General features: G+C 26.6%; 25 protein-coding genes and 4 tRNA genes. 14 read left to right on the top strand and 15 right to left on the bottom strand.

Going from position 1 to position 23,429, the window contains the following annotated elements:
• Positions 1 to 92 precede the first annotated feature (92 nt).
• Both AVBRAN12647_RS08415 and AVBRAN12647_RS08410 read right to left on the bottom strand, forming a co-directional pair.
• Complete coding sequence (locus tag AVBRAN12647_RS08415) at positions 93 to 1,310, bottom strand: GGDEF domain-containing protein (RefSeq protein ID WP_214117412.1); 1,218 nt, start codon at positions 1,308 to 1,310, stop codon at positions 93 to 95.
• Positions 1,303 to 2,328: a GGDEF domain-containing protein gene (locus tag AVBRAN12647_RS08410; protein WP_214120258.1), complete on the bottom strand. Its 1,026-nt coding sequence runs from the start codon at positions 2,326 to 2,328 to the stop codon at positions 1,303 to 1,305. The genes AVBRAN12647_RS08415 and AVBRAN12647_RS08410 overlap by 8 nt, the downstream gene beginning before the upstream one ends.
• 58 nt (positions 2,329 to 2,386) lie before the next feature.
• Here AVBRAN12647_RS08410 and AVBRAN12647_RS08405 point away from each other — a divergent pair, with 58 nt between their 5' ends.
• Positions 2,387 to 3,973 carry an ABC-F family ATP-binding cassette domain-containing protein gene (locus AVBRAN12647_RS08405; RefSeq protein WP_214117414.1) on the top strand — a complete coding sequence of 529 codons (1,587 nt, stop codon included), beginning with the start codon at positions 2,387 to 2,389 and terminating at the stop codon, positions 3,971 to 3,973.
• Positions 3,970 to 4,296: a hypothetical protein gene (locus tag AVBRAN12647_RS08400; protein ID WP_214117415.1), complete on the top strand. Its 327-nt coding sequence runs from the start codon at positions 3,970 to 3,972 to the stop codon at positions 4,294 to 4,296. Before AVBRAN12647_RS08405 ends, AVBRAN12647_RS08400 begins: the two co-directional genes overlap by 4 nt.
• A gap of 323 nt (positions 4,297 to 4,619) precedes the next feature.
• Here AVBRAN12647_RS08400 and AVBRAN12647_RS08395 read toward each other — a convergent pair.
• The 3 genes from AVBRAN12647_RS08395 to AVBRAN12647_RS08385 all read right to left on the bottom strand — a co-directional run bounded on the left by AVBRAN12647_RS08395 (position 4,620) and on the right by AVBRAN12647_RS08385 (position 4,903).
• A tRNA-Arg gene (locus AVBRAN12647_RS08395) sits at positions 4,620 to 4,695 on the bottom strand.
• Positions 4,696 to 4,726: 31 nt separating this feature from the next.
• Positions 4,727 to 4,803: transfer RNA gene (locus tag AVBRAN12647_RS08390), tRNA-His, on the bottom strand.
• Positions 4,804 to 4,825: 22 nt separating this feature from the next.
• Positions 4,826 to 4,903 (bottom strand) — tRNA-Pro (locus AVBRAN12647_RS08385).
• 99 nt (positions 4,904 to 5,002) lie between these two features.
• Here AVBRAN12647_RS08385 and AVBRAN12647_RS08380 point away from each other — a divergent pair.
• A tRNA-Val gene (locus AVBRAN12647_RS08380) sits at positions 5,003 to 5,077 on the top strand.
• Positions 5,078 to 5,245: 168 nt separating this feature from the next.
• Here the strand turns inward: AVBRAN12647_RS08380 and AVBRAN12647_RS08375 are convergent.
• On the bottom strand, positions 5,246 to 6,556 hold the full coding sequence (locus AVBRAN12647_RS08375; RefSeq protein WP_214117416.1) for a Na+/H+ antiporter NhaC family protein: 1,311 nt from the start codon (positions 6,554 to 6,556) through the stop codon (positions 5,246 to 5,248).
• Positions 6,557 to 6,845: 289 nt separating this feature from the next.
• Here AVBRAN12647_RS08375 and AVBRAN12647_RS08370 point away from each other — a divergent pair, with 289 nt between their 5' ends.
• The 8 genes from AVBRAN12647_RS08370 to AVBRAN12647_RS08335 all read left to right on the top strand — a co-directional run bounded on the left by AVBRAN12647_RS08370 (position 6,846) and on the right by AVBRAN12647_RS08335 (position 12,197).
• A complete protein-coding gene (locus AVBRAN12647_RS08370) occupies positions 6,846 to 7,562 on the top strand; it encodes a hypothetical protein (RefSeq protein WP_214120257.1) in 717 nt (238 codons plus the stop codon).
• Positions 7,563 to 7,592: 30 nt separating this feature from the next.
• Positions 7,593 to 8,405: a prolipoprotein diacylglyceryl transferase gene (lgt, locus tag AVBRAN12647_RS08365; RefSeq protein ID WP_336615015.1), complete on the top strand. Its 813-nt coding sequence runs from the start codon at positions 7,593 to 7,595 to the stop codon at positions 8,403 to 8,405.
• Positions 8,406 to 8,479: 74 nt separating this feature from the next.
• Positions 8,480 to 8,890 (top strand): PepSY-like domain-containing protein, encoded by a 411-nt coding sequence (locus AVBRAN12647_RS08360; protein WP_336615014.1) that lies wholly within the window; start codon positions 8,480 to 8,482, stop codon positions 8,888 to 8,890.
• 45 nt (positions 8,891 to 8,935) lie between these two features.
• Positions 8,936 to 10,351 (top strand): PepSY-associated TM helix domain-containing protein, encoded by a 1,416-nt coding sequence (locus AVBRAN12647_RS08355; protein WP_336615013.1) that lies wholly within the window; start codon positions 8,936 to 8,938, stop codon positions 10,349 to 10,351.
• Positions 10,332 to 10,556, top strand: coding sequence for a hypothetical protein (locus AVBRAN12647_RS08350; protein WP_214117421.1), 225 nt, complete (start codon positions 10,332 to 10,334; stop codon positions 10,554 to 10,556). The genes AVBRAN12647_RS08355 and AVBRAN12647_RS08350 overlap by 20 nt, the downstream gene beginning before the upstream one ends.
• 64 nt (positions 10,557 to 10,620) lie before the next feature.
• The gene (locus tag AVBRAN12647_RS08345; protein ID WP_214117422.1) at positions 10,621 to 10,836 is read left to right on the top strand and encodes a type II toxin-antitoxin system Phd/YefM family antitoxin; all 216 of its coding nucleotides are present in this window, start codon (positions 10,621 to 10,623) and stop codon (positions 10,834 to 10,836) included.
• Positions 10,823 to 11,551 carry an alpha/beta fold hydrolase gene (locus AVBRAN12647_RS08340; RefSeq protein ID WP_336615012.1) on the top strand — a complete coding sequence of 243 codons (729 nt, stop codon included), beginning with the start codon at positions 10,823 to 10,825 and terminating at the stop codon, positions 11,549 to 11,551. The genes AVBRAN12647_RS08345 and AVBRAN12647_RS08340 overlap by 14 nt, the downstream gene beginning before the upstream one ends.
• Positions 11,529 to 12,197, top strand: a complete 669-nt coding sequence (locus AVBRAN12647_RS08335) for a hypothetical protein (RefSeq protein ID WP_214117424.1) — start codon at positions 11,529 to 11,531, stop codon at positions 12,195 to 12,197. The genes AVBRAN12647_RS08340 and AVBRAN12647_RS08335 overlap by 23 nt, the downstream gene beginning before the upstream one ends.
• Before the next feature lie 31 nt (positions 12,198 to 12,228).
• Here AVBRAN12647_RS08335 and AVBRAN12647_RS08330 read toward each other — a convergent pair whose 3' ends face one another.
• The 3 genes from AVBRAN12647_RS08330 to AVBRAN12647_RS08320 form a co-directional block, all read right to left on the bottom strand.
• Entirely contained in the window at positions 12,229 to 13,689 is a 1,461-nt protein-coding gene (locus AVBRAN12647_RS08330; RefSeq protein ID WP_336615011.1) for a hydrogenase small subunit, read from the bottom strand.
• A 263-nt stretch (positions 13,690 to 13,952) separates the two neighbouring features.
• Positions 13,953 to 15,335: a sodium-dependent transporter gene (locus AVBRAN12647_RS08325; RefSeq protein WP_336615010.1), complete on the bottom strand. Its 1,383-nt coding sequence runs from the start codon at positions 15,333 to 15,335 to the stop codon at positions 13,953 to 13,955.
• Positions 15,336 to 15,337: 2 nt separating this feature from the next.
• On the bottom strand, positions 15,338 to 16,693 hold the full coding sequence (locus AVBRAN12647_RS08320) for a sodium-dependent transporter (protein ID WP_336614249.1): 1,356 nt from the start codon (positions 16,691 to 16,693) through the stop codon (positions 15,338 to 15,340).
• Between the two features lie 105 nt (positions 16,694 to 16,798).
• Here AVBRAN12647_RS08320 and truA point away from each other — a divergent pair, with 105 nt between their 5' ends.
• On the top strand, positions 16,799 to 17,530 hold the full coding sequence (truA, locus tag AVBRAN12647_RS08315) for a tRNA pseudouridine(38-40) synthase TruA (protein WP_336615009.1): 732 nt from the start codon (positions 16,799 to 16,801) through the stop codon (positions 17,528 to 17,530).
• Here truA and AVBRAN12647_RS08310 read toward each other — a convergent pair.
• Entirely contained in the window at positions 17,527 to 18,129 is a 603-nt protein-coding gene (locus tag AVBRAN12647_RS08310) for a hypothetical protein (RefSeq protein WP_214117429.1), read from the bottom strand. The two genes, truA and AVBRAN12647_RS08310, sit on opposite strands and share 4 nt — an antisense overlap.
• Positions 18,130 to 18,326: 197 nt before the next feature.
• Between AVBRAN12647_RS08310 and tpx the strand changes: the two genes are divergently transcribed.
• On the top strand, positions 18,327 to 18,803 hold the full coding sequence (gene tpx / locus AVBRAN12647_RS08305; protein ID WP_214117430.1) for a thiol peroxidase: 477 nt from the start codon (positions 18,327 to 18,329) through the stop codon (positions 18,801 to 18,803).
• 131 nt (positions 18,804 to 18,934) lie between these two features.
• On the opposite strand, the gene AVBRAN12647_RS08300 is transcribed toward tpx, so the two are convergent.
• The 3 genes from AVBRAN12647_RS08300 to AVBRAN12647_RS08290 form a co-directional block, all read right to left on the bottom strand.
• Entirely contained in the window at positions 18,935 to 19,738 is an 804-nt protein-coding gene (locus AVBRAN12647_RS08300; RefSeq protein WP_214150483.1) for a Fic family protein, read from the bottom strand.
• Positions 19,739 to 20,068: 330 nt separating this feature from the next.
• The gene (locus AVBRAN12647_RS08295) at positions 20,069 to 20,791 is read right to left on the bottom strand and encodes a hypothetical protein (protein WP_214117432.1); all 723 of its coding nucleotides are present in this window, start codon (positions 20,789 to 20,791) and stop codon (positions 20,069 to 20,071) included.
• 227 nt (positions 20,792 to 21,018) lie between these two features.
• On the bottom strand, positions 21,019 to 21,696 hold the full coding sequence (locus AVBRAN12647_RS08290) for a hypothetical protein (protein WP_336615008.1): 678 nt from the start codon (positions 21,694 to 21,696) through the stop codon (positions 21,019 to 21,021).
• 180 nt (positions 21,697 to 21,876) lie between these two features.
• Between AVBRAN12647_RS08290 and AVBRAN12647_RS08285 the strand changes: the two genes are divergently transcribed.
• Entirely contained in the window at positions 21,877 to 22,380 is a 504-nt protein-coding gene (locus tag AVBRAN12647_RS08285) for a hypothetical protein (protein ID WP_336615007.1), read from the top strand.
• Between the two features lie 52 nt (positions 22,381 to 22,432).
• On the opposite strand, the gene AVBRAN12647_RS08280 is transcribed toward AVBRAN12647_RS08285, so the two are convergent.
• Together AVBRAN12647_RS08280 and AVBRAN12647_RS08275 are read right to left on the bottom strand one after the other, a co-directional pair.
• A complete protein-coding gene (locus AVBRAN12647_RS08280; protein ID WP_336615006.1) occupies positions 22,433 to 22,852 on the bottom strand; it encodes a hypothetical protein in 420 nt (139 codons plus the stop codon).
• Positions 22,853 to 22,865: 13 nt separating this feature from the next.
• Positions 22,866 to 23,429, bottom strand: a 564-nt coding sequence (locus tag AVBRAN12647_RS08275; RefSeq protein ID WP_336615005.1) for a hypothetical protein, incomplete at its 5' end; no start/stop codon positions are given.

Genomic DNA, 23,429 nt, shown 5'->3' with positions numbered 1-23,429 from the left:
AAAATTTTTTTAAAAAAAATTAAGAATTTAAAAAAGCATTCTAAATTCTTAATTTTAAATTCCACTAGCGGTATTAATTCATAAATACTCTGCTAGAAATACCCCCCCCCTATCTCGTGTAACATAGAGCGAACGCAATTTCTACCATCTTCTTTTGCTTTATATAAATAAGCATCAGCAGCTTTTAATACTGATTCAAAATCTCTATTATCAGCATTTCTACAAGCTACACCAATACTTGTGCTACCTTTCCAAATCACTTTTTTATGCTCGTCTAATACTTCTATACCATTTACTACTGCGTGTAAAGCATTTGCAATTGCCACTGCTTCATCTAAAGAATATTTTTGTAATATTACTAAAAATTCATCACCACCTAAACGGCAAAAGTGTATGCTATCTCTATCGTTATACTTATACTTATTACATAATTCATTAGTATCAAAAAAATATTTAACAGCATTTGAAAATTGTTTTAAAACCAAATCTCCTGCATGGTGTCCATAAGTATCATTAACTTCTTTAAACTTATCTAAATCTAATTGAATAATAGCACAGGTTGGGTCTTGATATTCATTCCATATATTATTTAATACAAACATAGCCTGTCGCCTATTAAATAATCCTGTTAATTCATCTGTAATTGATTTTTTCTTATTTTCTTGAATTTGTTCTTGCAGTTGTTTTTCTTTTTTATTAAGACTTGATTTAATATCTGCTTCAATTTCTAATAATTTCTCGTTTCTAATCTCATAAATTTTTAAAAGATTTGATAAGGTAATAGTTAGAATTTCTATATTTTTATCCATCTTTTCATTTATCATCTCAAATGCTCTTTGAGGACTATTACCAGCTTCTATAAATTTAATTTGTTTAGCTATTTTATAATCTTCTCCAACTATATGAAAAATCAGCCAATTTTTAACAAAATAAGCCAAGTTAATTGCAAGTTCTTTTTGATATACCATATCATCTTCACTATTTTGCTTTAACACTGCATCTCTCATCTTACCTAATTGTGATATACACTGCGAGTGAATATCTCTGTGGGTTTCTACATATTTTGTATATATAGCCATACTTTTCATATAATCTTCTTCATTTTTAAAATGCCAAGCAATATGACTTAAAACCACTTGAAATACAGATTCAAATTCTTTATAACCACTATTAGCTGCTTCAAATACTTGCTCTATTAATTCAAAGAACATTTTATGTTCTTCATCAACCACATCAATACCTATTTCTAATTCAGGCCCCCAGCCTTTTATATATTCTTGAATTGTTGCTTTTTTACTTTCACTACTCATATATTACTCTATTTCTTCCTGAATTTTTTGCTTTATATAACTTAGCATCAGCGTTTTTAAAGGCTTTTATTTTATCATCTTCTACCATTTCAACTCCAATACTAATAGTAACTTTTATAATTTTTTCATTAAATTTAAATATTTCTTTTTCTATATTTTCTCTTATATTATCTAATTTTGTTACACAATTTTTAAAGTCTTGATTTTTATATACGATTACAAATTCTTCTCCGCCAAATCTATAAACTTTATCTACATTAGCTTTTAATATCTTAGCTACATTTTTTAATATAAAATCACCAGCATCATGACCATAAGTATCATTAACTTTTTTAAAAAAATCTATATCACATACCGCTATTACATCATTAGCAATAAGCCTAGTTCTATCATAAGCTCTTCTATTTAAAACTTGAGTTAAAGCATCAAAAAATGCTAATTTATACCCTTCAAGAAATATAGAGATTAAAAATATTAAAGAAGCAAATTCAAAAAACCCAACATCTGTTTTTTCAAGAGTTTTAAAAAACATAAATTCAAAATAAGCTCCAATATACGCAAAAATTAATGTTTTTTCAAAAAATATAAAAAATCTTAATATCAATAAATACACTAAAAATACTAGAAAAAACACTAAACCTAAATCAGTGATAAAAGAATTTGAAAATAAAAATTTATTAGTAGAATTTAATGCAAAGCTAGTATTTTGAGATAAAAATATACCTAATACTATGTATAAAATAAAAACAAAACTAATAGGTAATAAGCATTTTATAGTATCATACTCTTTTTTTAAAGATACTAAAAGCGCAAAAGCAAAAGGCATAAACAAACTTACATAAATATGGGTTTGATAATTTGCTGAAAATAAATAAATCATTTTAGAACTTATTAATAAAATACATACCGATATTATGTTGTATTTTTTAAAGTAAAGTGCAATAATAAGTGCTAATATCTCTAAAATAAAAGTAGCACTAGGCAAAGAAATTATTAATTCACTTAAAAATGAGTTCATTGATTGTAGAGCCTTTTGTAAATTTTAAAGAAACGATTATATAAAAAAAGGATAAAAAATGGTAGAAATCAAATCTCTTACTATGAGATACCCTACGGGATTATTATTTGAAAATGTAAATTTAAGCTTAAAAAGAGGCGAAAAATATGGACTTATCGGTGCAAACGGAGCTGGAAAATCAACATTTTTAAAAATTATAGCAGGAGAACTTGAAGCAACTAGCGGAGAAGTTAGTTTTGAAAATGGCGTAAGATACGGCGTGTTAGAGCAAAATCAATTTGCGTATGAAGAATTTAGTTTAAAAGATGCAGTTTTATATGGAAACAAAAGACTTTATAATGCAGTAAAAGAAAAAGAAAATATATATGCAACTTGCACGGATTATACCGATGAAATAAATAATCGCTTAAGCGAACTTGAAATGATTTGTGCAGAAGAAGACCCAAATTATGAATACGATACTAGATGTGAAAAAATATTAAGCTCTTTAAATCTTCATAATTATGATGAACTTATGAAAAATGTTCAAACAAGTGATAAATTTAAAGTTCTAATCGCACAAGTATTATTTGCTAAACCTGATGTGTTATTTTTAGATGAGCCTACGAATAACCTTGATTTAGACGCTATTAATTGGCTAGAAAATGAACTAAAACGCCACGATGGAACAATGGTTGTAATTTCTCACGATAGATTTTTCTTAAATAGTATTTGCACAAGAATGCTTGATGTAGATTTCAAACAAATTCGTGAATTTGCAGGAAATTACGATGATTGGTATATGCAAAGCACACTTATTAAAAGACAAAAAGAAGCAAGTCTTGCTAAGAATTTAAAAGAAAAAGAAGCTTTAGAAAAATTTATAGCTCGTTTTAGCGCAAACGCTTCTAAAGCAAGACAAGCAACAAGTCGTGCAAAAAACTTAGCAAAACTTGATGTAAGCGAAATAGAGATTTCAAGTAGGCGTGACCCATCAATTTTATTTAGATGTAATAGAGAAATTGGTAATGAAGTTTTAGAACTAAACAATATAAGTAAAGCTTATGATAAGCAACTATTTAAAAACTTAAATCTTAAAGTAAATAAAGGTGATAAAATAGCAATAATTGGAGCAAGTGGAGCCGGAAAAAGCACACTAGCAAAGATTATAATGAATGAAATTTCTCCTGATAATGGAGAGGTAAAAATGGGTGCTACAATTGAACCTAGTTACTTCCCACAAGATACCTCAAGTAAAATTTGTGAAAATTTGAAACTATATGACTATTTAATTAGTGAAAAACATAAAGATATTGATGAAATTCGTAAATGCTTAGGTAGAATGCTCTTTAGCGGAACCGATCAAGAAAAAATGGCAAAAGATTTAAGTGGTGGTGAAAAGCACAGATTAATGTTAAGTAAAATTATGCTTGAAAGGGGTAATTTTATCTTACTTGATGAGCCAAATAACCATCTTGACCTTGAAGCTATTATTTCTCTTGGTGAAGCACTTTATGAATACGATGGAGTAGCAATTTGTATAAGCCACGATAGGGAATTAATCAATTCTTATGCAAATAGAATTTGGTATTTAAACAATGGTGAGCTTATTGATTTTGTTGGCACGTATGAAGAGTTTTTATTAAAATATGGGGAGAGCAAATGACATTTAAGGTGGAGTATTCGGCAGGTTTTGGTAATTTTAGTCAAAATCATATGGGTTTTGGGCCTACTATTTATATTGAAGAAATTATTAACTATGAGAGCAATAAGGATTATTTTGATTATGTTGATTTCTTTTTAAAGTATTCAAAAAAAGATGATACATTCTTTCAAATTAAATTACTTGAAGATAGAGAATTAAGTGAAAATGAAAAATTGTCTAAGAAAAAGTATTTAATGCTAAGAGATGCAATGTGTGAATGGGCTAAAAACAACACTCAAGATGAAGAGATAGAATTAGAAAAAAATTATCATCAAGGAGATTAAAAATCTCCTTTCGCTTAATTTAAATTCTAAAAAAATAATATTAAGTTTTATACACAAAATATCTAGTAATGATTACTATGCAATACTCTTATATAAATAATTACAATAATTCAAACTTTAGCATTATAAAAATCTAAGTTGATTGTAAAATATTGCTACAAAATTATGTTTTTATATTTTAATTTTTATACTTATTTAATTTCAATATCTAATTTTGTTTGTGATTATTCCAAAAAATATACCATTGGCATTTAATAATAAAACTACAACATTTATGAATATGGTTAAAAATACTACTTAAATAATTAGCGAAAAATACAAAGTGGTACGCTAGGTAGGAGTCGAACCCACAACCTACAGATCCGAAGTCTGTTGCTCTATCCATTGAGCTACTAACGCAACAAAACTAAAATATGATTTTTTAAAAAAGTGGGGTGAGTGATGGGAATCGAACCCACGACCCTCAGGACCACAATCTGATGCTCTAACCGACTGAGCTACACTCACCATAAATGAAATAATAAAGAAGTGGTCGGGGTGAAAGGATTCGAACCTTCGGCCCCTTGGTCCCAAACCAAGTGCGCTAACCAGACTGCGCTACACCCCGAAAATGTTTTATAAGAAAGGTCGCATTATATATTAACTTTTTTAAAATGTCAAGAAAAAAATAATTTATTCACAAAATATTGCTAAAATTATACACAATGACCCCGTAACTCAGTGGTAGAGTGTTACCTTGACATGGTAAAAGTCGTTGGTTCAAGTCCAATCGGGGTCACCATTTTAATTATTCTTTTTTGATTATTCTTTTTATAAAATATGTTTTAATGTTTTTTCTTGTGGAATTTAAATCCTTAGCGAAATTATATAAATTTATAAGATTAATATATTTAAAAATAAACAACCGCAAAAGCAGTTGTTTAAAATAACTTGCCTAAAATAAGGCAAATTATAAATAATAAGCTATTAAAGCACCGCCTACTACTAAAGGTATATTATAGAATATAAATGTAGGGATACATACATCTTTTATGTGATCACTTTGATTATCAGCATTAAGCCCAACGGTAATTCCTAAAGTTGCTTCACTAGCAGGACTACCTGTATCTCCAACTGCACCAGCACAAGCAATAATGAAAATAATACTTTCAGCACTAAAACCTAAAGCCGTGCAAATTGGCACAAATAAAGTCGCAATAATAGGAACAGTTCCAAACGAACTTCCAATTCCAAGAGTAATTAATAATCCTATACACATCATTCCAAACGCTATTATCAATTTATTAGTAGTAATACTTAAAGTAAAATCAACTATTTCTTTAATAGCTCCTGTGCTTTGTAAAACAGCTCCAAAACCACAAGCAATTAACATAATAAATGCCACATAACCCATTAAAGAAAATCCACCCAAAAACACTTCATCAATTTTTTTATACTCAACTCCACCGCTTACACAAATAAATAAAAAGCCAAGTAAAGCCGAAAGCGGTAAAGAACCAACAAGTATTTGAGTAGTTAAAGTAATTAATAAACCTATCATTACCATTAGTTCTTTTTTACCAAAACTAATATTATCTAAGTTTTCATATTTTGTTTCAAGCTCTTGATATGCTTTAGGTTTTCTATAATAAATAAATGAAGCAAGAAGACCAAAAAACATTATAAAAAACATAAGCCAAACAACACCAGCAACATCACTTTGAGTAACTTTTACTCCATTATCATTTAGCGATTGAGTAATTATATCTTGGAATATAAGACCAAATCCCACAGGTAAAGTCATATAAGGCGTTGTAAGCCCAAATGTTACCGCACAAGCTACAGCACGCCTGTCAATTTTCAGCTTATTAAATAGACTTAGCATTGGTGGGATTAAAATCGGAATAAATGCTACGTGAATTGGAATTAAATTCTGAGAAAAGCTTGAAATTATAGCTAAAGAAAATAGCAATAAAATTCTTTTATCTGACATCTTTTTACTAATAAAATTAACTAAATAAGCAGTTAAATTAGTCCTAGATACAGCAACCGCTAAAGCACCTACTAAAACATAGCTAAGTGAGGTTTGCAAATTGCCACTCATACCACTTATGAATGTATTCATAATATTTTTTAATACTACTAAAATATTATCATCAAAACTAACACTCATAAGTCCTGCTATTAGTCCAGAAACTAAAATAGCCAAAAATACATTAAATCTTAATAGACATAGTCCAAGCATTATAAAAACGCTTATTAAAACAGGATTTGTTAACATAAATTTTCCTTTAAATTAATTTTGTTTAAATGTTTAAAAATATAAAAAATAATATGATAAAAAAAGTATTATGAAGTCTCAATGCCCTAAGGCATGATGGAAGAAGAAGCTTGTAAATAAATTGTTTGTTAAGACAAATGATAAAACACTCATTTAAAAACTCCTTTTGTAAAATATTTGCGTTATTCAACCTAAAATATTCTGAAATTTTCCTTAAATATTTTATTTTTTTAGAAAAAATCATTAAAATTATCTAAAATTCAATACACTAAAACCTTAAGGAGTAAATATGAAAAAATTAATAATACTTATATTTTCAATATTTGTTTATGCAAATGAAGCACAAATCGCTCTTGATTTAGCAAAAGTTAATGAATATTTATCAAAAATTAGTGCTTGTAGTAATAATGATTTTAAAGGCTGTGATGAAGCAAATAATATAAATAAAATAACTTACATAAAAGAAGCAAAAGACTATATAAACGATGAATGCAAGGCAAAAAATATGGCAGCTTGTTATACAATTTCTACTTTTAGTGATGATGATTATACGATTTTTAATGCCTTAAGACTTGCTTGTCAAAATCATTTTGAATTAGCTTGCACTAAGCTTGTATTAAATTACGAACAAAACTCAACAAAAGCACTAAAAATCATAAAAGCTCAATGTGATAACGAAAATAATCAAAACTCTTGTTATGCAACTGCTAGATATTATAAAGGATTTTTAGATAAAGAAAACGCTATTAAATACGCTCACATTGCTTGTAACAAAAATTTCTTTAATGCTTGCATATTTGAAGCAAGTGTGCATTTAGAAAATAATGACACAAAAAAAGCATTCAATCTTTTAGAGCAAACTTGCAATAAAGGCTATGAAGAAGCTTGTTTTGCTGGAGCTAATGCTTATTTAAATATGGGTAAATTTAAATTAAGTAAAAAATTCTTAGAAAAATCTTGTAATTTAGGTAATCAAATATCTTGCAAAAAACTAAGTGGTTTTTAATATATTTTGAAATTCTAAAAAAGGATAATAATGCTTGAATTTTGGCAACATTTTTATGAAAATACCAATAGAGTTGCATTTAGCATAGGAATGTTTAAAATACATTATTACGCACTTTGCTACATACTAGCACTGCTTATTGCATTATTTATAGGACAAAAATTTGCTCCACGCTTTGGCTTTAGCAAAAAAGAAATAGAAAATTATTTCGTTTGGATAGAAATAGGCATAATCTTAGGAGCTAGAATAGGATATATTTTAGTTTATAGCGATGATAAATTATATTATTTAAGCAATCCTTGGCAAATGTTTAATCCGTTTGTAAATGGCGAATTTGTAGGAATTGCTGGAATGAGCTATCACGGAGCATTAGTTGGTGCATTAATTACAACTTATCTTTATTCTAAAAAATATAAAAAAAATATGTTTAAAATACTTGATTTGGTAGCATTATCAGTGCCATTAGGGTATATATTTGGAAGAATTGGAAACTTTTTAAACCACGAACTATTTGGCAGAGCAACTGATGTAGCTTGGGGCGTTTATGTAGGAGATACCTTAAGACACCCTAGTCAATTATATGAAGCATTCGCTGAAGGTTTAATAATTTTCATTATCATTTACATTTTTTCAAAGAGAATAAAGTTTAACGGGCAATTAATCTGTATTTATGCAATGTCGTATGGGATAGCTAGATTTATTTGTGAATTCTTTAGAGAACCTGATTTTAATTTAGGCTTTATTGCATTAAGCCTATCTATGGGTCAAATTTTGAGTTTAATTATGTTTTGCTTTGCTCTTAGTTTGTATTTTTATTTAAATAAAATTAAAGCTAATCATTAACACGGGGGGGGGGTATAATCAAAATTACAATATTTTGATAGTATCAAGATTCAAATCATTTTAAGGAGTAAAGTATGAAAAAACTTTTATTTTTAGGTGCAATTAGTTGCTGTTTATTAGCTGATACAAATATAAATCCAAGCGAACTACCACAAAATATTCAAGACTTTGTAAAAACTCATTTTACAAATGAAAATATAGTTAAAGCTGAAAAAGATTGGGATTCTTATGAAATCAAACTTAGCAGTGGAGTTGAACTTGATTTTTCTAAATCTGGAGATATTAAAGAAATAGATGGAAAATACTCTCCAATTCCTGATAGCATTATGCAAGATGTTTTAAAACTTGCTAAAGAAAATCAAAAAAATGCGAAATTAATGGAAATTGAAAAAGAATGGAACGGATATAAACTAAAATTTAATAACAATTATAAAGTTTATATAGACAATAACGGAACTATCACAAAAACCGTGCTTGATGATTAAAAACAATAGGAATTTCAATTTGAAATTCCTAAGATTAGGAAAGATATGAAAACACTTAGAAAATTACATTCTTACATTGGAATTTATGCTTGTTGGTTACTTTTTATAATAACCTTTTTTGGAACCATTAGTTATTTTAGAAATGAAATTGATTTTTATATGCAGCCAAAGTTGCACGAAAGCAAAACTATCTTAAATAATGATATAAATGGATTAGGTAGTGCTATTAATTACGCACAAGAAAAATATAAAGATTACGATTTTATATCTATCAAAACTCCTAGTTATTATAATAATTTATATGAGATTAATTATTATAATTCTAATTCAACAAAAGGCGAAAGAAAAAGTAATATAAGCTATTTTGATGGAGAAAATATACTAAATAAAACAAGCACTTTAGGAGCTAAATTTTTAACTAGCATTCATTATAAATTATTGCCTATTAATGGTAGTTTTAAAGATTTCTTAGAAGCAATTGTTAGTATTTTTGCAGCTGGGATAATATTTTTATATATAAGTGGGATTTTGATTTGGAATAAAAAGAATTTCAATAAAATTAATGTGAAAAATGATTTAGCAAGATTATTTGATTTTCACATAGTTGCTGGACTTTTTGTAGGTTCATTTTTATTCATCTTAGCACTTAGTGGAATAGGCATAAATTACATTAAAGATATAGAAAAATTATTTACTACAACTACCACTAAACAAGCAAAAACACCAAGTAACGCAAATACAAATAGTGATAAAAGTTTTATTTTTGATACAAATTTAATTAGCAAAGCTATTAATAATTTAGAAAATACAAAAAATATAACAATAGTTTTAAATAAAAGCACAAAAGAATTTGCAATTACTTTAAATGATGATAAAAATATAATGCCATCAATTAATACAAAAAGTAATAAAAGCTATGTTTTTGATAGCGAAGCTAATGTAAAACAAACTCCAAAAGAAAGCAAACTAAGTGCATTTTCATCAATTTATGAAATATTTTTTAATATTCATAGAGTTATGTTTGCTGATTTTCAACTTTATTTTATTTTATTTTTATGTGGAATATTTACTTGCTTATTTATATACAAAGCTTTATTATTAGCTAGTAAAAAACATAAAGATAATCTACTTTATAAAGCAATTGCTTATGCAGCGTTTTATCCATCTTTAAATGCTACTGCTATTTATTTTATCGCCAATAAACTTACTCAAAATATGCAAGTAGAACAATTTGCATTTTTAATAAGCTTTATATTAAGCATTATTCTTAGCTATATTTTTGTAAATAAAACTAAAAATCTAATGATAATTAGCTTAATTATTTTATTGGCATTATTAATATCTGATATTTGTATTAGTGGTTTTGTGTTTATAACAATGATGTTTGACTTTGTTATATTACTTATAATTTTAGGATTAATTATTAATTTAAGGAGAGCAAATGTTAATAATATTAATTAATTTAATAGGAGCAATCTGCCTTAGTATTGATTATAAAAAAGCAAGTTATATTTTATTTGCAATAGCATTTGTATGTGCCTTATATCTTGATGCAAAACTATATAATTTAATGATATTTTTTAGCTCAATTTTTGCATTTTGTATAATTACAATTTGGGCTAAACACCTATATGATTTAAATAATAAAAGCTCTAACATTCGCTAATTTTTAGCGAATGTGGTTTTGGATTAGTTTTTGCTTTATTATTTAAAATCACAAAAGGAAAAATATGAAATTTAGCCAAGATGAGATATTTTCAGCTACTGATGTAGTTCGTAATTTTTCTGCAATTTTAAAAAAAATTGAAGGAAATAAAAAAGTCTTCGTAGTAAAAAACAACAAATTCCAATGTGTTATGCTAAACCTTGCCGAATATGAAAAATTACAAAATGCTTTAGTAATTTTAGAAGCTATTTATAAGGACAAAAAAAATGGCAAGAATTAATATAAAAAATCTCGGGCTAAGTTATCTAATAAGACAAGGAAATGGAGAAAAAGTAGCTTTAATAATGCACGGCTGGGGTGCTAATAAAGAACTAATGGAGCAATTTTTCACAAAATCTTTAAGCAAACATTGTAAGCAAATGATATTTTTAGACTTTGCAGGATTTGGTGGAAGTGATGAGCCAAGTTATGCTTTTAACTCTATTGATTATCTTAATTTGACAAATGAATTTATAAAAGCATTAGAAATAAAAGTTGATATTTTGCTAGGTCATTCTTATGGTGGCAAAATTGCTTGTCTAATGGCTAGTAAGAATGATTATGATGCGTTGATTTTATGTGCTAGTGCTGGGTTAAAACTACCAAAAAGCCCTAAAGTAAAGCTAAAAATCTTTCTTGCAAAATGCTTAAATAAATTAGGATTTAAAAATATAAGAAGATTTTTAGCTAGTAAAGATGGTGCTACTCTAAGCCCTATTATGTATGAGACTTTTAAAAATGTAGTTGATGAAGACTATCAAAACGAAATTAGCAAAATCAACACAAAAACCTTGCTATTATGGGGAGAAAGCGACACTGCAACACCACTTAGCATAGCAAATAAAATGCAAGGTTTAATCAAAAACTCAAAACTAATTACCTTTAATGGAAATCATTTTTTCTTTATGCAAAATGATTTAACGCCTTTTATTGATGAGTTTTTTCAAAAAGCTTGAAGAATTAGAAATAATTTATTTTAAAGATTGCTACAAATCTTGCAACGGGCATTGCTGTAATGCAGATAAGCCCTTTAATGTAATAATCCCTATGCTAAAAAGCGAGTATGAATACATTAAAGATAAAACCAATCTAAGTCTAGTTGCAAGTATTGCTTACAAATTAAAATGCGAAAAAACAATCACTTTATGCTTTGTCAAATGCTCTTATAAAGGCTTATGCGCTTTTCGTCCTTTAGCTTGTAAGCTATATCCGTTTTTTGCTCTAGTTAATGATGATGGGTTGGTTTTGGATATAAATGCAATTAGCTTATATGATTTATTTTATAAAGATTTTTCATCTCATCCTTGCCCTTTAATAAAGTATGATTTTGATAATTTAAAAGCGCAATTTTTATTAAATGTAAAGCAAATCTCAAATGAGCCAATAATAATTTTTATATTTAGAGCATTAGAGCTTTTAGTCAAATACCTTAAACTTTATTTAAAAGATTTATATCTTGATAATTGTGAAAACAAAAAAGAGATTTTGCATACAAACAATTTCTTAAATGCTTATAAAAACGAAGAATTTAAAAATGAAATAAATGAACTTTATTTAAGATTAAGTCTAAAATATAAAGATAATTTAGATAAATATTTATAAGAATTAAGAAATAAATTCTTAATTCAAATTCTTAGAAATTTCTTAAGTGATAATTCAATCTATCAACTAATATTTGATGTTTAAATAATTCTCCTTCAAACTTTACACTCTTACACTCTAGCATTTTTAAAGATTTCGCTATCATTGAAGCAATACTATCAACAACACCAAACAAAATCGCAATATCATCAAGTCCGCCTAAACGATATATCAAAATCAATCTAAAAGACTTACTAACATCCATTAAAATAGGTTTTTTAGCTAATTTAAAATCAAGCCCACTAGCAATTCCTATTTCATATTTATTAGCTAAATCAAGAAGTTCAGTTAAGCCTAATTTAAGTCCTAAAATATTTGCCGAGCTTATTAAAACACCACTAAAAGTATTTAAAATCTCGCTATCTCCTTCAAGGTTTAAGCCAAATTTTTCTTTATAATTTGCTAATAACTTAGCACCTAATTTGTTTTTATTTAATAATTCTGCGTGATTTTTACTTTCAAATTCTAAAAAAGCTGATAATTCATTATTAATATAAATCCCATCATCTTTTACAACAACCTCATCGCTCTTATTAAATCTAGCTAAATCATCATAACACCTTGCTCTTTTAGTTTGTGCGTAAGAACTAGCGAGTGATTGTTCATAAACGCCGTAATTATCCCAAAAATCTCTTTCACTACAGGCAATACAGCCATGTCCTGCTTGAACCGGCCAAGAAGTTTTAGCATTAAACTTTGTCTTAGGACAATTATTAAAAGTATATGGTCCTTTACACCCTACTTTAAACAAACAAGCGCCCGATTTAGCTGCTTCATCTCCAAATTCTTCAACAAATTCCCCACTCTCAAAAGCTATTTTCCTTTCGCACATATCGTGTAAGCATTTTGAATAAGCAAAAGCAGGACGATTATTATCATCTAATGTAGGAGCTTTATCAAAAAACGCAAAATGTAAAATACTAGCAATGATATTGCTCTCACTTGGAGGACAACCAGGAATTAATACAGCACCTTCTAAAATATCTTCAATACTAATAGAATTAGTAGGATTTGGCTTAGCTGCTTGAATACCACCATAAGATGAGCATGAACCTACAGCATAAACACAACTTGCACGATTGGTTAATTCTTTTAATTTATGTAAAGCAGAGTGAGCTGGAGCACCACTTGTATAAAACTCATTACTAGCAATAGCACCTTCAACTACTAATAAAAATGGCTCTTTAATTTCTAATAAATCTTCAGCCAAAAATCCACTAGCTGCCATATAAGTTTCGTGATAGATTAAATCTATAAAATCAAAAATCAAATCATCAAGACCAATACTCTCACTTCTAATAAAGCTCTCACTACAGCCTGTGCATTCGCTAAAATGTAGCCATATTAATTTTAACTTTTTTGCATTGATTTTTTCGTAGATTTCTTTTTCATCAGCTTTCACGCCTAAAGTTTTTAATGTAGATTGAATTTGAGCTAATACATTTGCATTCATAATAATCCTTTATTTAAGCTTAAAATATCAAATTAAATGAATAATAGCGAAATAATTTTTAAAATTAGTAACTTTTCTACTCAAGTTACTAATTTAACTAGCGGTATATTTAAGATATATTTTATATTTACCCCGTTTTAACGGGGATAAATGAGTTTAGTTTGAAATATAAATACTAACTAAACCAAACTTTAAATATTCTTAAAATTATACTTTTTTTTAAATTTTAATAAATTTTTATAAGTCTTAGTTAAAAATATATCTTAAAAAAACATAGACTTTAAATACTTAGTTAGACCTAAATTCTCTAACATTATTATAAGTATTACAATAGGACAAATAAATCTTATAAACAATAACCATATTTTAAATCCAAACTCACCCATATAAGGAATAAATAAGTTTTTAAGTTTATTCACTTCTACGAAAAATCCTACGAAAATACAAGTAATAATCGCTGATAATGGCATTAAAATATTAGAAGTTAAATAATCTAATATATCGAATATACTTTTATCAAAAAATGTAAAAATTGAAGAATATTCATTATTAAAACCTAATATGCAAAATATCCCCATAATATAAACAAAAATACCTATATAAATTAGAGCAAGTTTTCTTGAAATTCCAAATTTATTTATTAAATAAAAAGCAAAAGGTTCAATCATTGAAACAGCACTAGTAAGCCCAGCAAAGAGTAATGCTATAAAAAATGCAATCGCAAGTATATTTCCAATAATTCCAAGATTTGAAAATAAACTCATAAGGCTTACAAATATAAGTCCTGGCCCTTGCTCGCTTGCATTTGCTCCATATTCAAAAACAAAGGTAAATACAATAAGCCCCATCATAATACCAACTAAAATATTTATAAAAATAATTGATAAAGTTGATTTAATCACATTTATATTTTCTGGCAAACTAGCAGCGTAAGTTAAAACCACGCAAACACCCATAGAAAGACTAAAAAAGCTTAGCCCTAAAGCGTCTAAAATTAATTTTATATTAAGTTTATCTTCAACAAATAAAACAGAAAAATCAGGCTTAAACAAAAAGCTAAACGCCTTAACGAATCCATCAAAAGTAAAACTATATAAAAGCATTAAAATTAATAATATAAACAAACTTGGCATCATCCATACATTCATTTTTTCAATGCCACTTTTAATTCCTTTACTAACAACCCAAAAAATCATAAAAAACACTATGCTAAAGCAAATAATTTGAGATAATAAGTCTTTTGTCAATAAATTACCAAATAAATCTCCAGCTTCGCTAACAGAATTTGGTAAAGCAAAAAAACTAGAATAAATGTATTTTAAAATCCAGCCTATTACAACGCTATAAAAACAAACTATTAAAATAGCTCCCATCATAAAAAATCCTGCAAATCCCCAAGCTTTTTTATTAGATTTTGCTAAATCGCTAAAAGCATTCACAGCGTCTTTTTGAGTAATTTTACCAATACTAAGCTCTCCTAAAAAAACCATAAAAGCTACTAAAAATGTTAAAACCAAATAAAGAAATATAAAAATAGAACCACCATTAGTTCCTACCATTGTAGGGAATTTCCACGCATTTCCAAGTCCAACAGCAGAACCTGCCATCGCTAAAATAAAGCCAATTTTAGAAAATTGTTCTCTCATTTTTATCCTTTAAATTTAAAATACACAATAACAAGCACAGCAATAGGTGCAACAAATCTTGCAAAAAATATCCATATTTTAAAACCAAGCTCACCCATATAAGGGATAAAGGTTTCTTTTAAATCTTGCTTGCTAATAAAAAACCCAACAAAAATTGCAGCCATAAATGAGCCAAAAGGCATAATGATATTTGAGCTAACATTATCTAAAATATCAAAGAAATTCATTCCAAAAAATGTTAAATTATTTTTATAAGCTTCAATGCCTGAAAATATACATAAAAGCCCTAAAATATACACAACTACCCCAATTAAAACAATAGCTTTTATTCTTGAGAAATTGAATTTATTTATTAGATAAAATACAAAAGGCTCTATCATTGAAACCGCACTAGTAATCCCTGCAAAAAATAAAGCTATAAAAAATGTAACAGCTAATATTTTGCCTAAAAGTCCAAGTTTTGCAAAAAGCGAAATCAAAGAAATAAAAATAAGCCCAGGACCTTGTGCGCTAGGGTCAGCATTAAACTCAAAAATAAAACTAAATACAATAAGCCCCATCATAAGACCTATTAAAAGATTTATAAAAATTATATAAAAAGTTGAACTTACAAAATTAGTTCTTTCAGGTAAGCTAGCTGAATAAGTAATAATGCTACCTGCTCCAATACTTAAAGAAAAACAAGCAAGTCCTAAAGCGTCTAAAAAAGAATCTTGATTAATCTTGCTAAAATCAGGCATAAATAAGAAATTAAAAGCGTCTTTAAAACCATCTTGAGTAAAGCTATAGCAAAGCATTAATAAAAGCATTATAAATAATGTTGGCATCATAAATACATTTAGCTTTTCAATACCATTTTTAACACCTTTTGCCACCGTGTAAAAGGCTATAAAAAACACTATACTAAAACATATTATCAAAGCACTTAAATTAGTTTCCACTAAATTAATAAAAAGCTCTTTATTATCAGCAATTTGAGTGCTAAGTGTATTTATATTAAAAATAGTAGATAGTGAATAATAAATATAATAAATTATCCAGCCAATAATCACACTATAAAAACTAACGATTAATAAAGCCCCAATCATTGTAAAGCCTACTAAAGACCAAGATTTTTTATACTTAGGTGCTAAAAAATAATAAGCACTAGCAGGGTCTAGCCTTGATGCTTTACCAATATATAACTCGCACAAAAATATAACAAATCCAACGCCTAAAGTAAGCAAAATAAACAGCATTACAAAGGCTGAACCACCATTAGTTCCTACCATTGTAGGGAATTTCCACGCATTTCCAAGTCCAACAGCAGAACCAGCAACTGCTAAAATAAATCCAATTTTAGAAAATGTATTATTCAAAATAAGCCCTTTTTTTGGTTTTTTAAGGTTAAAACTTTCATTCTATAATAATTTTTAAAAATTTGTATAAATAAAAATTAAAAATATATAAAAAAAGGCAAAAATTTGTGTAAAAATACTAAAGAATTTACATACAAACTAATCTTAAGTTATGATGGTTCAAGATTTTTTGGTTCAGCAAAGCAACCAAATTTAACTTGCGTTCAAAATACACTTGATAATGCTTTAAAATGTGTTGGGATATTTAAGCCTAGTATATTTGCTAGTAGGACTGATAAAGGAGTGCATGCAAATTGTAATGTGGCAAGAATTAGTTCAAGTTATAAATTAAATAAAGATTTTGTATTAAAAAAACTCAACAATACTCTAAATGGTATTTATATAAAACATATAAAAGAATGCGAATTTGAACCTAGATTTGATGCAAAACTTAGAAGCTATAGATATATAATCTCGCCTTATTTTAACGCCTTTAATAAAGCATATTGCTGTGATTACGCAAAAGAAATTGATATTCAATTATTAAAAAACGCTTTAAAAGTATATGAAGGAGAGCATGATTTTGCTAATTTTTGCTTAAGCCTTGATGATGATAAAAATAGCATTAGAACTATTTATAAAACTAGAATTTATAAGTATAAAGATTTGGTTGTTTTGAACTTTTTTGCTAATGGATTTTTAAGGGGTCAGATTAGATTGATGGTTGATTTTTTACTTAAAATAAATGAAAAAAAATTAAGTATAGTTGAATTAAAAGAACAATTAGCTTGCAAGGAAATTCACTCAAGAACCCTTGCAAAACCAAGCGGACTTTATCTTAAAAGCATAATGTATTAGAAGTTATATCCTATACCAACTAATAGATTTGAGTTAGAAAAATTACTTCTACCTTGATAGCCTAATTTAGCATTTACATATAAGCTCTCATTAATATCATAAATTCCCTCAACACCAGCACTAATATATGTGCTATTTAAATCTTTAAAATCATGATGCAAAAATATTTCTCCACCTGCTGTTACATTATCAATAATTTTTACAGAATAATGCACTCCAGCTTGAATACCAAATCCATTTAAAGTAGAGCTTGAAATACCATCATATTTTGGCTTTATTGAGTAATAATAAGCTCCGGCTAATATATTTAACGCATCATCTAATTCTTGATAAGGTAAGCCAATCGCATAACCACCTAAAGCACCAAATGAATAAATGTTATATTTATACTTACCATAATAAGTTTTGCTCTCTTGCTTTGATACGCTTATATTTGCACTATATACTAAATCATCTATATTGTTATAATTTTTATAATAAATATTAGAATTTAATACATTATCACTTCCCACGCCAAACTCAATTCCCGTATGATTGTAAGCGTTAGCATAAGAACTTAAAAACCCTAAAGTTAAAACAGAATATAAAATCTTTTTCATAATCTTCTCCTAAAATAAAAAAACGATGAATACTAAATATTTTTAGACAATAAACAGCTATATTTTTTAAAAAAAATAGTAAAAATATATTATTTTTTGTATTATTAAATCACATTTTAAATTCCTTATATTTTGAGTTATCATTTTGTAACCAAAAATAGGAATAATTTTGTCTTATTTTTAAAAAAGGAGATTTTATGAAAGTTAATTTTAAAGGTAGCCCTGTTGCAATTAGTGAAGCAATTAAGCTAGGAGATAGTATTAAAGATACTAAAGTAGTAGGTAAAGATTTAAGCGTAATTAATCTAAATGAAGACGCTATCATAGTAAGCGTTCCTAGTATTGATACAGGTGTATGTGCTAAAGAAGCTAGAGAATTTAATGTAAAAGCTAACAAACTTGGAATGAAAGTTTATGTTGTAAGTATGGATTTACCTTTTGCTTTTGCAAGATTTTGCACTGCTGAAGGCTTAGAAAATATAATTCCAGTTAGTGATTTTAGATACGGCGAATTTGTTAAAAACTACGGCTGTAGAATACAAGAAGGTGCTTTAGAAGGACTTACAACTAGAGCTGTTTTTGTTCAAAAAGGTGGAAAAATAGTTTATAGCGAAGTTTGTGCTGAAATTACAGAACTACCTAATTTTGACGCTTTAGAAAAAGCTCTAGCGTAATTAATAAATATCTAAATCTTAGGATTTAGATATTTAAATTCCTATTTTAAATTCCTTAGAATTTCAAGCAAATTAATTTGAATTTTATCTTATTGTTATTTTATAAAGATACTTTATCTACTATTAAATGATTATTTTTTATCGTAAGGTAGTTTTTTTAATTCTACTTGTTTATTCAATATAAATTTATTAAAAAAACTTTCTAAATACGAAAAATCGCTTTTTATATTATTTTTAATATTCTCATAGTTAGCTAAAACTAATGCGTCCCTAAAATACTTTGAGTTGTTTTTAAAAATATCATTATTAGCTTCAAAACCTTTGCTTTGTAGATATTTGATTGCAAAAACAGCGATTGTTCTAGTATTACCTTCGCGAAATGGATGAATTTGCCAAATATCACTTATAAATTTTGCTATATTTAAAACTTGTTCTTCTTTACTCATTAGAAGATAATTTTTCTTTTTTTCCTTATCAAAATCATATTCAAGAGTATCGCTAATCTCATTAAAATCAACATATTCTACGCTTTTATCTCCCCCTAAAATATCTTCATTTTTAGCAATATTTACATCTCTAAAAACACCAACATATTTTTCAAGCCCTTGAACAAAAGCATCTTGAAATATATTTTTATGAATAATTTTTAAAGCAATCGGAGAAAATCTAAAGCTATTATTGTCTAAAAACTTAGCAATATTTATAGATACCAAATCGCATTCTTTTTCACATATTTGTTGAATATCAAGTTTTTTATTTTGATAATATGTTTTAATGCTAATTTCTAATTCTTGATATGTTTTTGCTGTTGTTAAAGTTTGTTTAAAATATTCAGATGGTTTAAGATTATCAACCAAGCTAAGCCCAATGCCTATTTCAATATAATCTTTATTTATATTTTCTTTATTTTGTATTTCCGTATATTGAGCTACCATTTTTTATCCTTTTTTCTTATTTTACAATAATTTTTTATATTGTTAATTTTATAAAGCGATATATAACTTCTTAAATGACCTTTACAATTTAAGCCCTTTTTTCTCTAAAGTAATTTATAAAATATACAAATTCAAAATTAATCACTAAAAAAGATAATTTGACTAAGAATTTCATTTTTCTTAAAAAAGGTTTTTTTAATTTTTTATATTTTTATAATTCATATTTTAAATTCCTTTAAAATTAAAGCGAATAATAAAGGAATTTAAAAAACGAATTTTAGATTTAAATTCCGTGCCAAAAAGCACGAAATTTATAAATTATTAGTTAAATTAAAAATGAAAACCTAAACCAAGATTTATATAAAGGTTATTATTCTTTTGTGAAAATAAATTATCTTTAACACCCACTTTAGTGCTAACATAAGGGCTATAACGAGATGGTGTAGTATTAAACAACATACCTAAAGATATATCATAAGCATTTCTATTCTTTTTCACACCAAATTCATTTTGAACATCTCTAAAATAATTATTACTTAAATAAAAATTATAATAAGCATCAAGAGTTACCATATATTTTTTTGTATCAAATGGTTTTGATAAGGCACTTAAACCAAATTTTAATCCCTTAATATCATAAATAGCACCGCCTCTAATACCCATATTATGATACGCAAGACCACCCATTAAGTTCAAACTAAGCTCATCTTCATATTCATCATTAACATACATTCCATAACCAATCAAAACACTAAAATCAAATTGATTATTTCTTATAATTGGAATTAAGTCATCAAATCTATCTTTGTAATTATTCCAAAAATAATTAGCCTCAAAACTCCAAACAAATTCAGAATCTCTTTCGTGCTCTTTATAAGTTCTAATATAGCCATTAATATCCCAATTATTATTGCCTAAATATTCTTTATTATTGATAATAAACATTGTTTTTGAAGTAGATAAAAAGCCAAAATTAATACCAGAATAAGTTCCCGCATTAGCAGCTACACCTAAAGCACCTAAACAAAGTGTTGAAAACAATAATTTCTTCATTCATTCTCCTTTTTTGATAAAAAAGAAAATAATACCCCCCCCCCATTCTTAAAAAATACTTAATATTGTAAAAATTTATATGATTTGTTTAAGTATCTATAATTATTAAAAAAATATTTTAGATTTAACATAATCAATTAGCTTACATTAAAAAATTTGAGAATATTTTTAAATCAACAAATAAACTTAATAAGCATTAAGCCTAAACAAATAAAGCTAATTAGGAATTAGCTAATTCCTAATCTTGCCTTAGAGTTATCACTAATTTTCATTAATTCATCTAATAATTTATCTTTTTCTTTATCAAAATCAAATTTAAAGCTTTGTTGCATTAGCTTTTCTTTATCTACAAATTCATCCATTGAAATTCCATGTTTTTTAAAAATAGCTTGTAATTTAGGGTGATCAAGCCCTACGCTACCTGATGGTAAATCAAATTTATTCATAAATTCTTTTGATGATTTTTTAGCAAATTCAATTATTTTTAACTCCAAATCAGGTGTGATTTGATAGTTCTCTATGATTTCTTCTGCTACTTTTAAACCTTCATAATCTAAATTATTTTTAACTGATTCTAGTTTTTTAGTCTCAACTATCCCACAAGCTTCTAAAAACATCATTACCCCTACATCTTCTTTAGGAATTCTATTTAAATACTCGCTATCTAATTCTTTATCTTTTCTAGGAGTATGCCATTCTGTGGGAAAAAATAAACAATTTCCATAGTGCATCCAAGCAAAATCATCTTTAGAATTTGATATACACTTATTAATTAATTCATCATTTATATTGCTTGCTGCTTTACTTTGAGCTTGTAAAGCTTCTTCAAATGAAGCTTTTTTATTATCATTTAAGTTATTTGTCTTAGTAAAAGAACTAAGAACAATCCTATTATTTATTAACATTTGCTCTCCTTTAATTTATAATAATTAAACAAGAGCAAAATGTGTTCCTTATTTAAATAAACAAATAATAAGTATTAAGTAGCTTTAAATATTTAATATTTTAATTCATTCAATAGTAATTATTTAATTAGAAATTAATTCATAAATCAATATAATTCAAATTATTTTTAAGGAGAGTTTATGAAAAAGATATTATTAAGTTTAGCTTTAATTTCAGGCTTATTTGCTGTTGATATTAGTAATATTGATAAAGCTTGTAAAAATCAAGACCAATCAAATTGTGCTTTTGAGCTTGATGAATACTGCAAAGAAGATTTGAAAGCTTGTTATCAATACTCAAAAGATTTATGTGCTAAAGATAATTTTAGTGGTTGTTTAATGACAGCTATTGCTAATGTAAAATTAGTGAAAGAACAATTAATTGATATTAAAGAAGCCTATATTGATGCTCAAAAAGCTATAAGTAAATTATGCGAATTACCAAATATAATAGTAAAAAACGAATCATCTCATAACAAATTTTGCGTTGTAGCAGGAGATGGATTGGTTTTAAAAGATGGTAAAAATTATGGTTTAGAAACAAATCCACAAAAAGCCTTAAGTTATTACAAAAGAGCTTGTGATGCTCAATCTAGTATGGGTTGTGAAAGATATAATAGTTTAAAAACTTTTTTAAATAAATAATTCTAAAATTATCAAGGAAATGGCTTAAAAAGTCCTTTCCTTTTAAATCTTATTAATATTTACACTTATAAAATGCTTTTTGTTTTATTGCTTGATTATTGTTGTTATATCCTTGATAATACTCATCTTTAGAATACTCAAAAAACTCAAGATAAAAATCTATATGCTTATTTTGTGTTTTTATGTTTTTCATCATACTACAAATTTCATTGCTTGTAGTTCTATCTACATTGTTATAAATATTTAAATGAATATTATTAAAAGACGAATCGTATAAAATATAAGTTTTATTACCGCAATCTTCTTTAGAATTGCAATAATTATTTTTAATAAGTTTTTCTTCTATTTTATCAATTGATAAGCTAACAATATTTATGATATTACCATCAGCTTTGCCGTAACTTAAAAAAACTAAAAAACCAATAATAAAAAATATTAAAAAAATCATTATATAAAATATTGTTTTTAGCATTTTAAAGACCTTTCTAAGCTTTTAAATCTAGTAATTTATAAGCTTTTAGCTCATCAATTAGCTTTATGCTAAACTCACAAAATTCTTCTAAATTATTTTTGTCTTTTAATTCTTTTTCTTTATCTTCATTTATTTTTAAAGAATTTGAGTTTTTAAATAATTTTATATCTTGCTTTAGTTTTCTTATGTGATTGTTTTCTTCATTAATAGCGTATTCTTTTAGTCTTAAATCTATTTTAGGCTTTTTATCAATTTGATTTTTTTCAGTGTATTTATATAGATTTTCTAATTCTTCTAAATATTTTTCTTTACTCTCATTTAACATAAGTTCATCTAGCGTTAATGAACCATCTTTATTTTTATCCTTTAAAATAGTATCACTTAAATCCTTTGAAATAGTATTATGAGCTTCATACATTTCATCGCTAATATCATCTCCTTTAGCACTAAGTTCTACGCTAGTAATTTGCAATAAATTATATTCATTTATCTCGCTATCAAGCCTTACTCCTAGCCTTGAGTTTAACATCTCTTCTTTACTAAGCACTGCATTTTGGCTAACTTCTAAAAATTTATT

The organism is Campylobacter sp. RM12647, from assembly GCF_020138135.1.
GTDB lineage: Bacteria > Campylobacterota > Campylobacteria > Campylobacterales > Campylobacteraceae > Campylobacter_E.
This window is presented reverse-complemented; position numbering and strand designations above follow the sequence as displayed.

What these genes read in the sequence shown, in the direction of transcription:
- AVBRAN12647_RS08300 (WP_214150483.1), bottom strand. Translation starts at nt 19,738, where the DNA reads ATGGTAGCTCAATATACGGAAATACAAAATAAAGAAAATATAAATAAA.
- AVBRAN12647_RS08415 (WP_214117412.1), bottom strand. Translation starts at nt 1,310, where the DNA reads ATGAGTAGTGAAAGTAAAAAAGCAACAATTCAAGAATATATAAAAGGC.
- AVBRAN12647_RS08330 (WP_336615011.1), bottom strand. Translation starts at nt 13,689, where the DNA reads ATGAATGCAAATGTATTAGCTCAAATTCAATCTACATTAAAAACTTTA.
- AVBRAN12647_RS08335 (WP_214117424.1), top strand. Translation starts at nt 11,529, where the DNA reads ATGAGTTTTTTCAAAAAGCTTGAAGAATTAGAAATAATTTATTTTAAA.
- AVBRAN12647_RS08285 (WP_336615007.1), top strand. Translation starts at nt 21,877, where the DNA reads ATGAAAAAGATATTATTAAGTTTAGCTTTAATTTCAGGCTTATTTGCT.
- AVBRAN12647_RS08405 (WP_214117414.1), top strand. Translation starts at nt 2,387, where the DNA reads ATGGTAGAAATCAAATCTCTTACTATGAGATACCCTACGGGATTATTA.
- AVBRAN12647_RS08410 (WP_214120258.1), bottom strand. Translation starts at nt 2,328, where the DNA reads ATGAACTCATTTTTAAGTGAATTAATAATTTCTTTGCCTAGTGCTACT.
- AVBRAN12647_RS08325 (WP_336615010.1), bottom strand. Translation starts at nt 15,335, where the DNA reads ATGAGAGAACAATTTTCTAAAATTGGCTTTATTTTAGCGATGGCAGGT.
- AVBRAN12647_RS08340 (WP_336615012.1), top strand. Translation starts at nt 10,823, where the DNA reads ATGGCAAGAATTAATATAAAAAATCTCGGGCTAAGTTATCTAATAAGA.
- AVBRAN12647_RS08355 (WP_336615013.1), top strand. Translation starts at nt 8,936, where the DNA reads ATGAAAACACTTAGAAAATTACATTCTTACATTGGAATTTATGCTTGT.
- lgt (WP_336615015.1), top strand. Translation starts at nt 7,593, where the DNA reads ATGCTTGAATTTTGGCAACATTTTTATGAAAATACCAATAGAGTTGCA.
- AVBRAN12647_RS08375 (WP_214117416.1), bottom strand. Translation starts at nt 6,556, where the DNA reads ATGTTAACAAATCCTGTTTTAATAAGCGTTTTTATAATGCTTGGACTA.
- AVBRAN12647_RS08295 (WP_214117432.1), bottom strand. Translation starts at nt 20,791, where the DNA reads ATGAAGAAATTATTGTTTTCAACACTTTGTTTAGGTGCTTTAGGTGTA.
- AVBRAN12647_RS08280 (WP_336615006.1), bottom strand. Translation starts at nt 22,852, where the DNA reads ATGCTAAAAACAATATTTTATATAATGATTTTTTTAATATTTTTTATT.
- AVBRAN12647_RS08345 (WP_214117422.1), top strand. Translation starts at nt 10,621, where the DNA reads ATGAAATTTAGCCAAGATGAGATATTTTCAGCTACTGATGTAGTTCGT.
- AVBRAN12647_RS08400 (WP_214117415.1), top strand. Translation starts at nt 3,970, where the DNA reads ATGACATTTAAGGTGGAGTATTCGGCAGGTTTTGGTAATTTTAGTCAA.
- AVBRAN12647_RS08360 (WP_336615014.1), top strand. Translation starts at nt 8,480, where the DNA reads ATGAAAAAACTTTTATTTTTAGGTGCAATTAGTTGCTGTTTATTAGCT.
- AVBRAN12647_RS08370 (WP_214120257.1), top strand. Translation starts at nt 6,846, where the DNA reads ATGAAAAAATTAATAATACTTATATTTTCAATATTTGTTTATGCAAAT.
- AVBRAN12647_RS08350 (WP_214117421.1), top strand. Translation starts at nt 10,332, where the DNA reads ATGTTAATAATATTAATTAATTTAATAGGAGCAATCTGCCTTAGTATT.
- tpx (WP_214117430.1), top strand. Translation starts at nt 18,327, where the DNA reads ATGAAAGTTAATTTTAAAGGTAGCCCTGTTGCAATTAGTGAAGCAATT.
- AVBRAN12647_RS08310 (WP_214117429.1), bottom strand. Translation starts at nt 18,129, where the DNA reads ATGAAAAAGATTTTATATTCTGTTTTAACTTTAGGGTTTTTAAGTTCT.
- AVBRAN12647_RS08290 (WP_336615008.1), bottom strand. Translation starts at nt 21,696, where the DNA reads ATGTTAATAAATAATAGGATTGTTCTTAGTTCTTTTACTAAGACAAAT.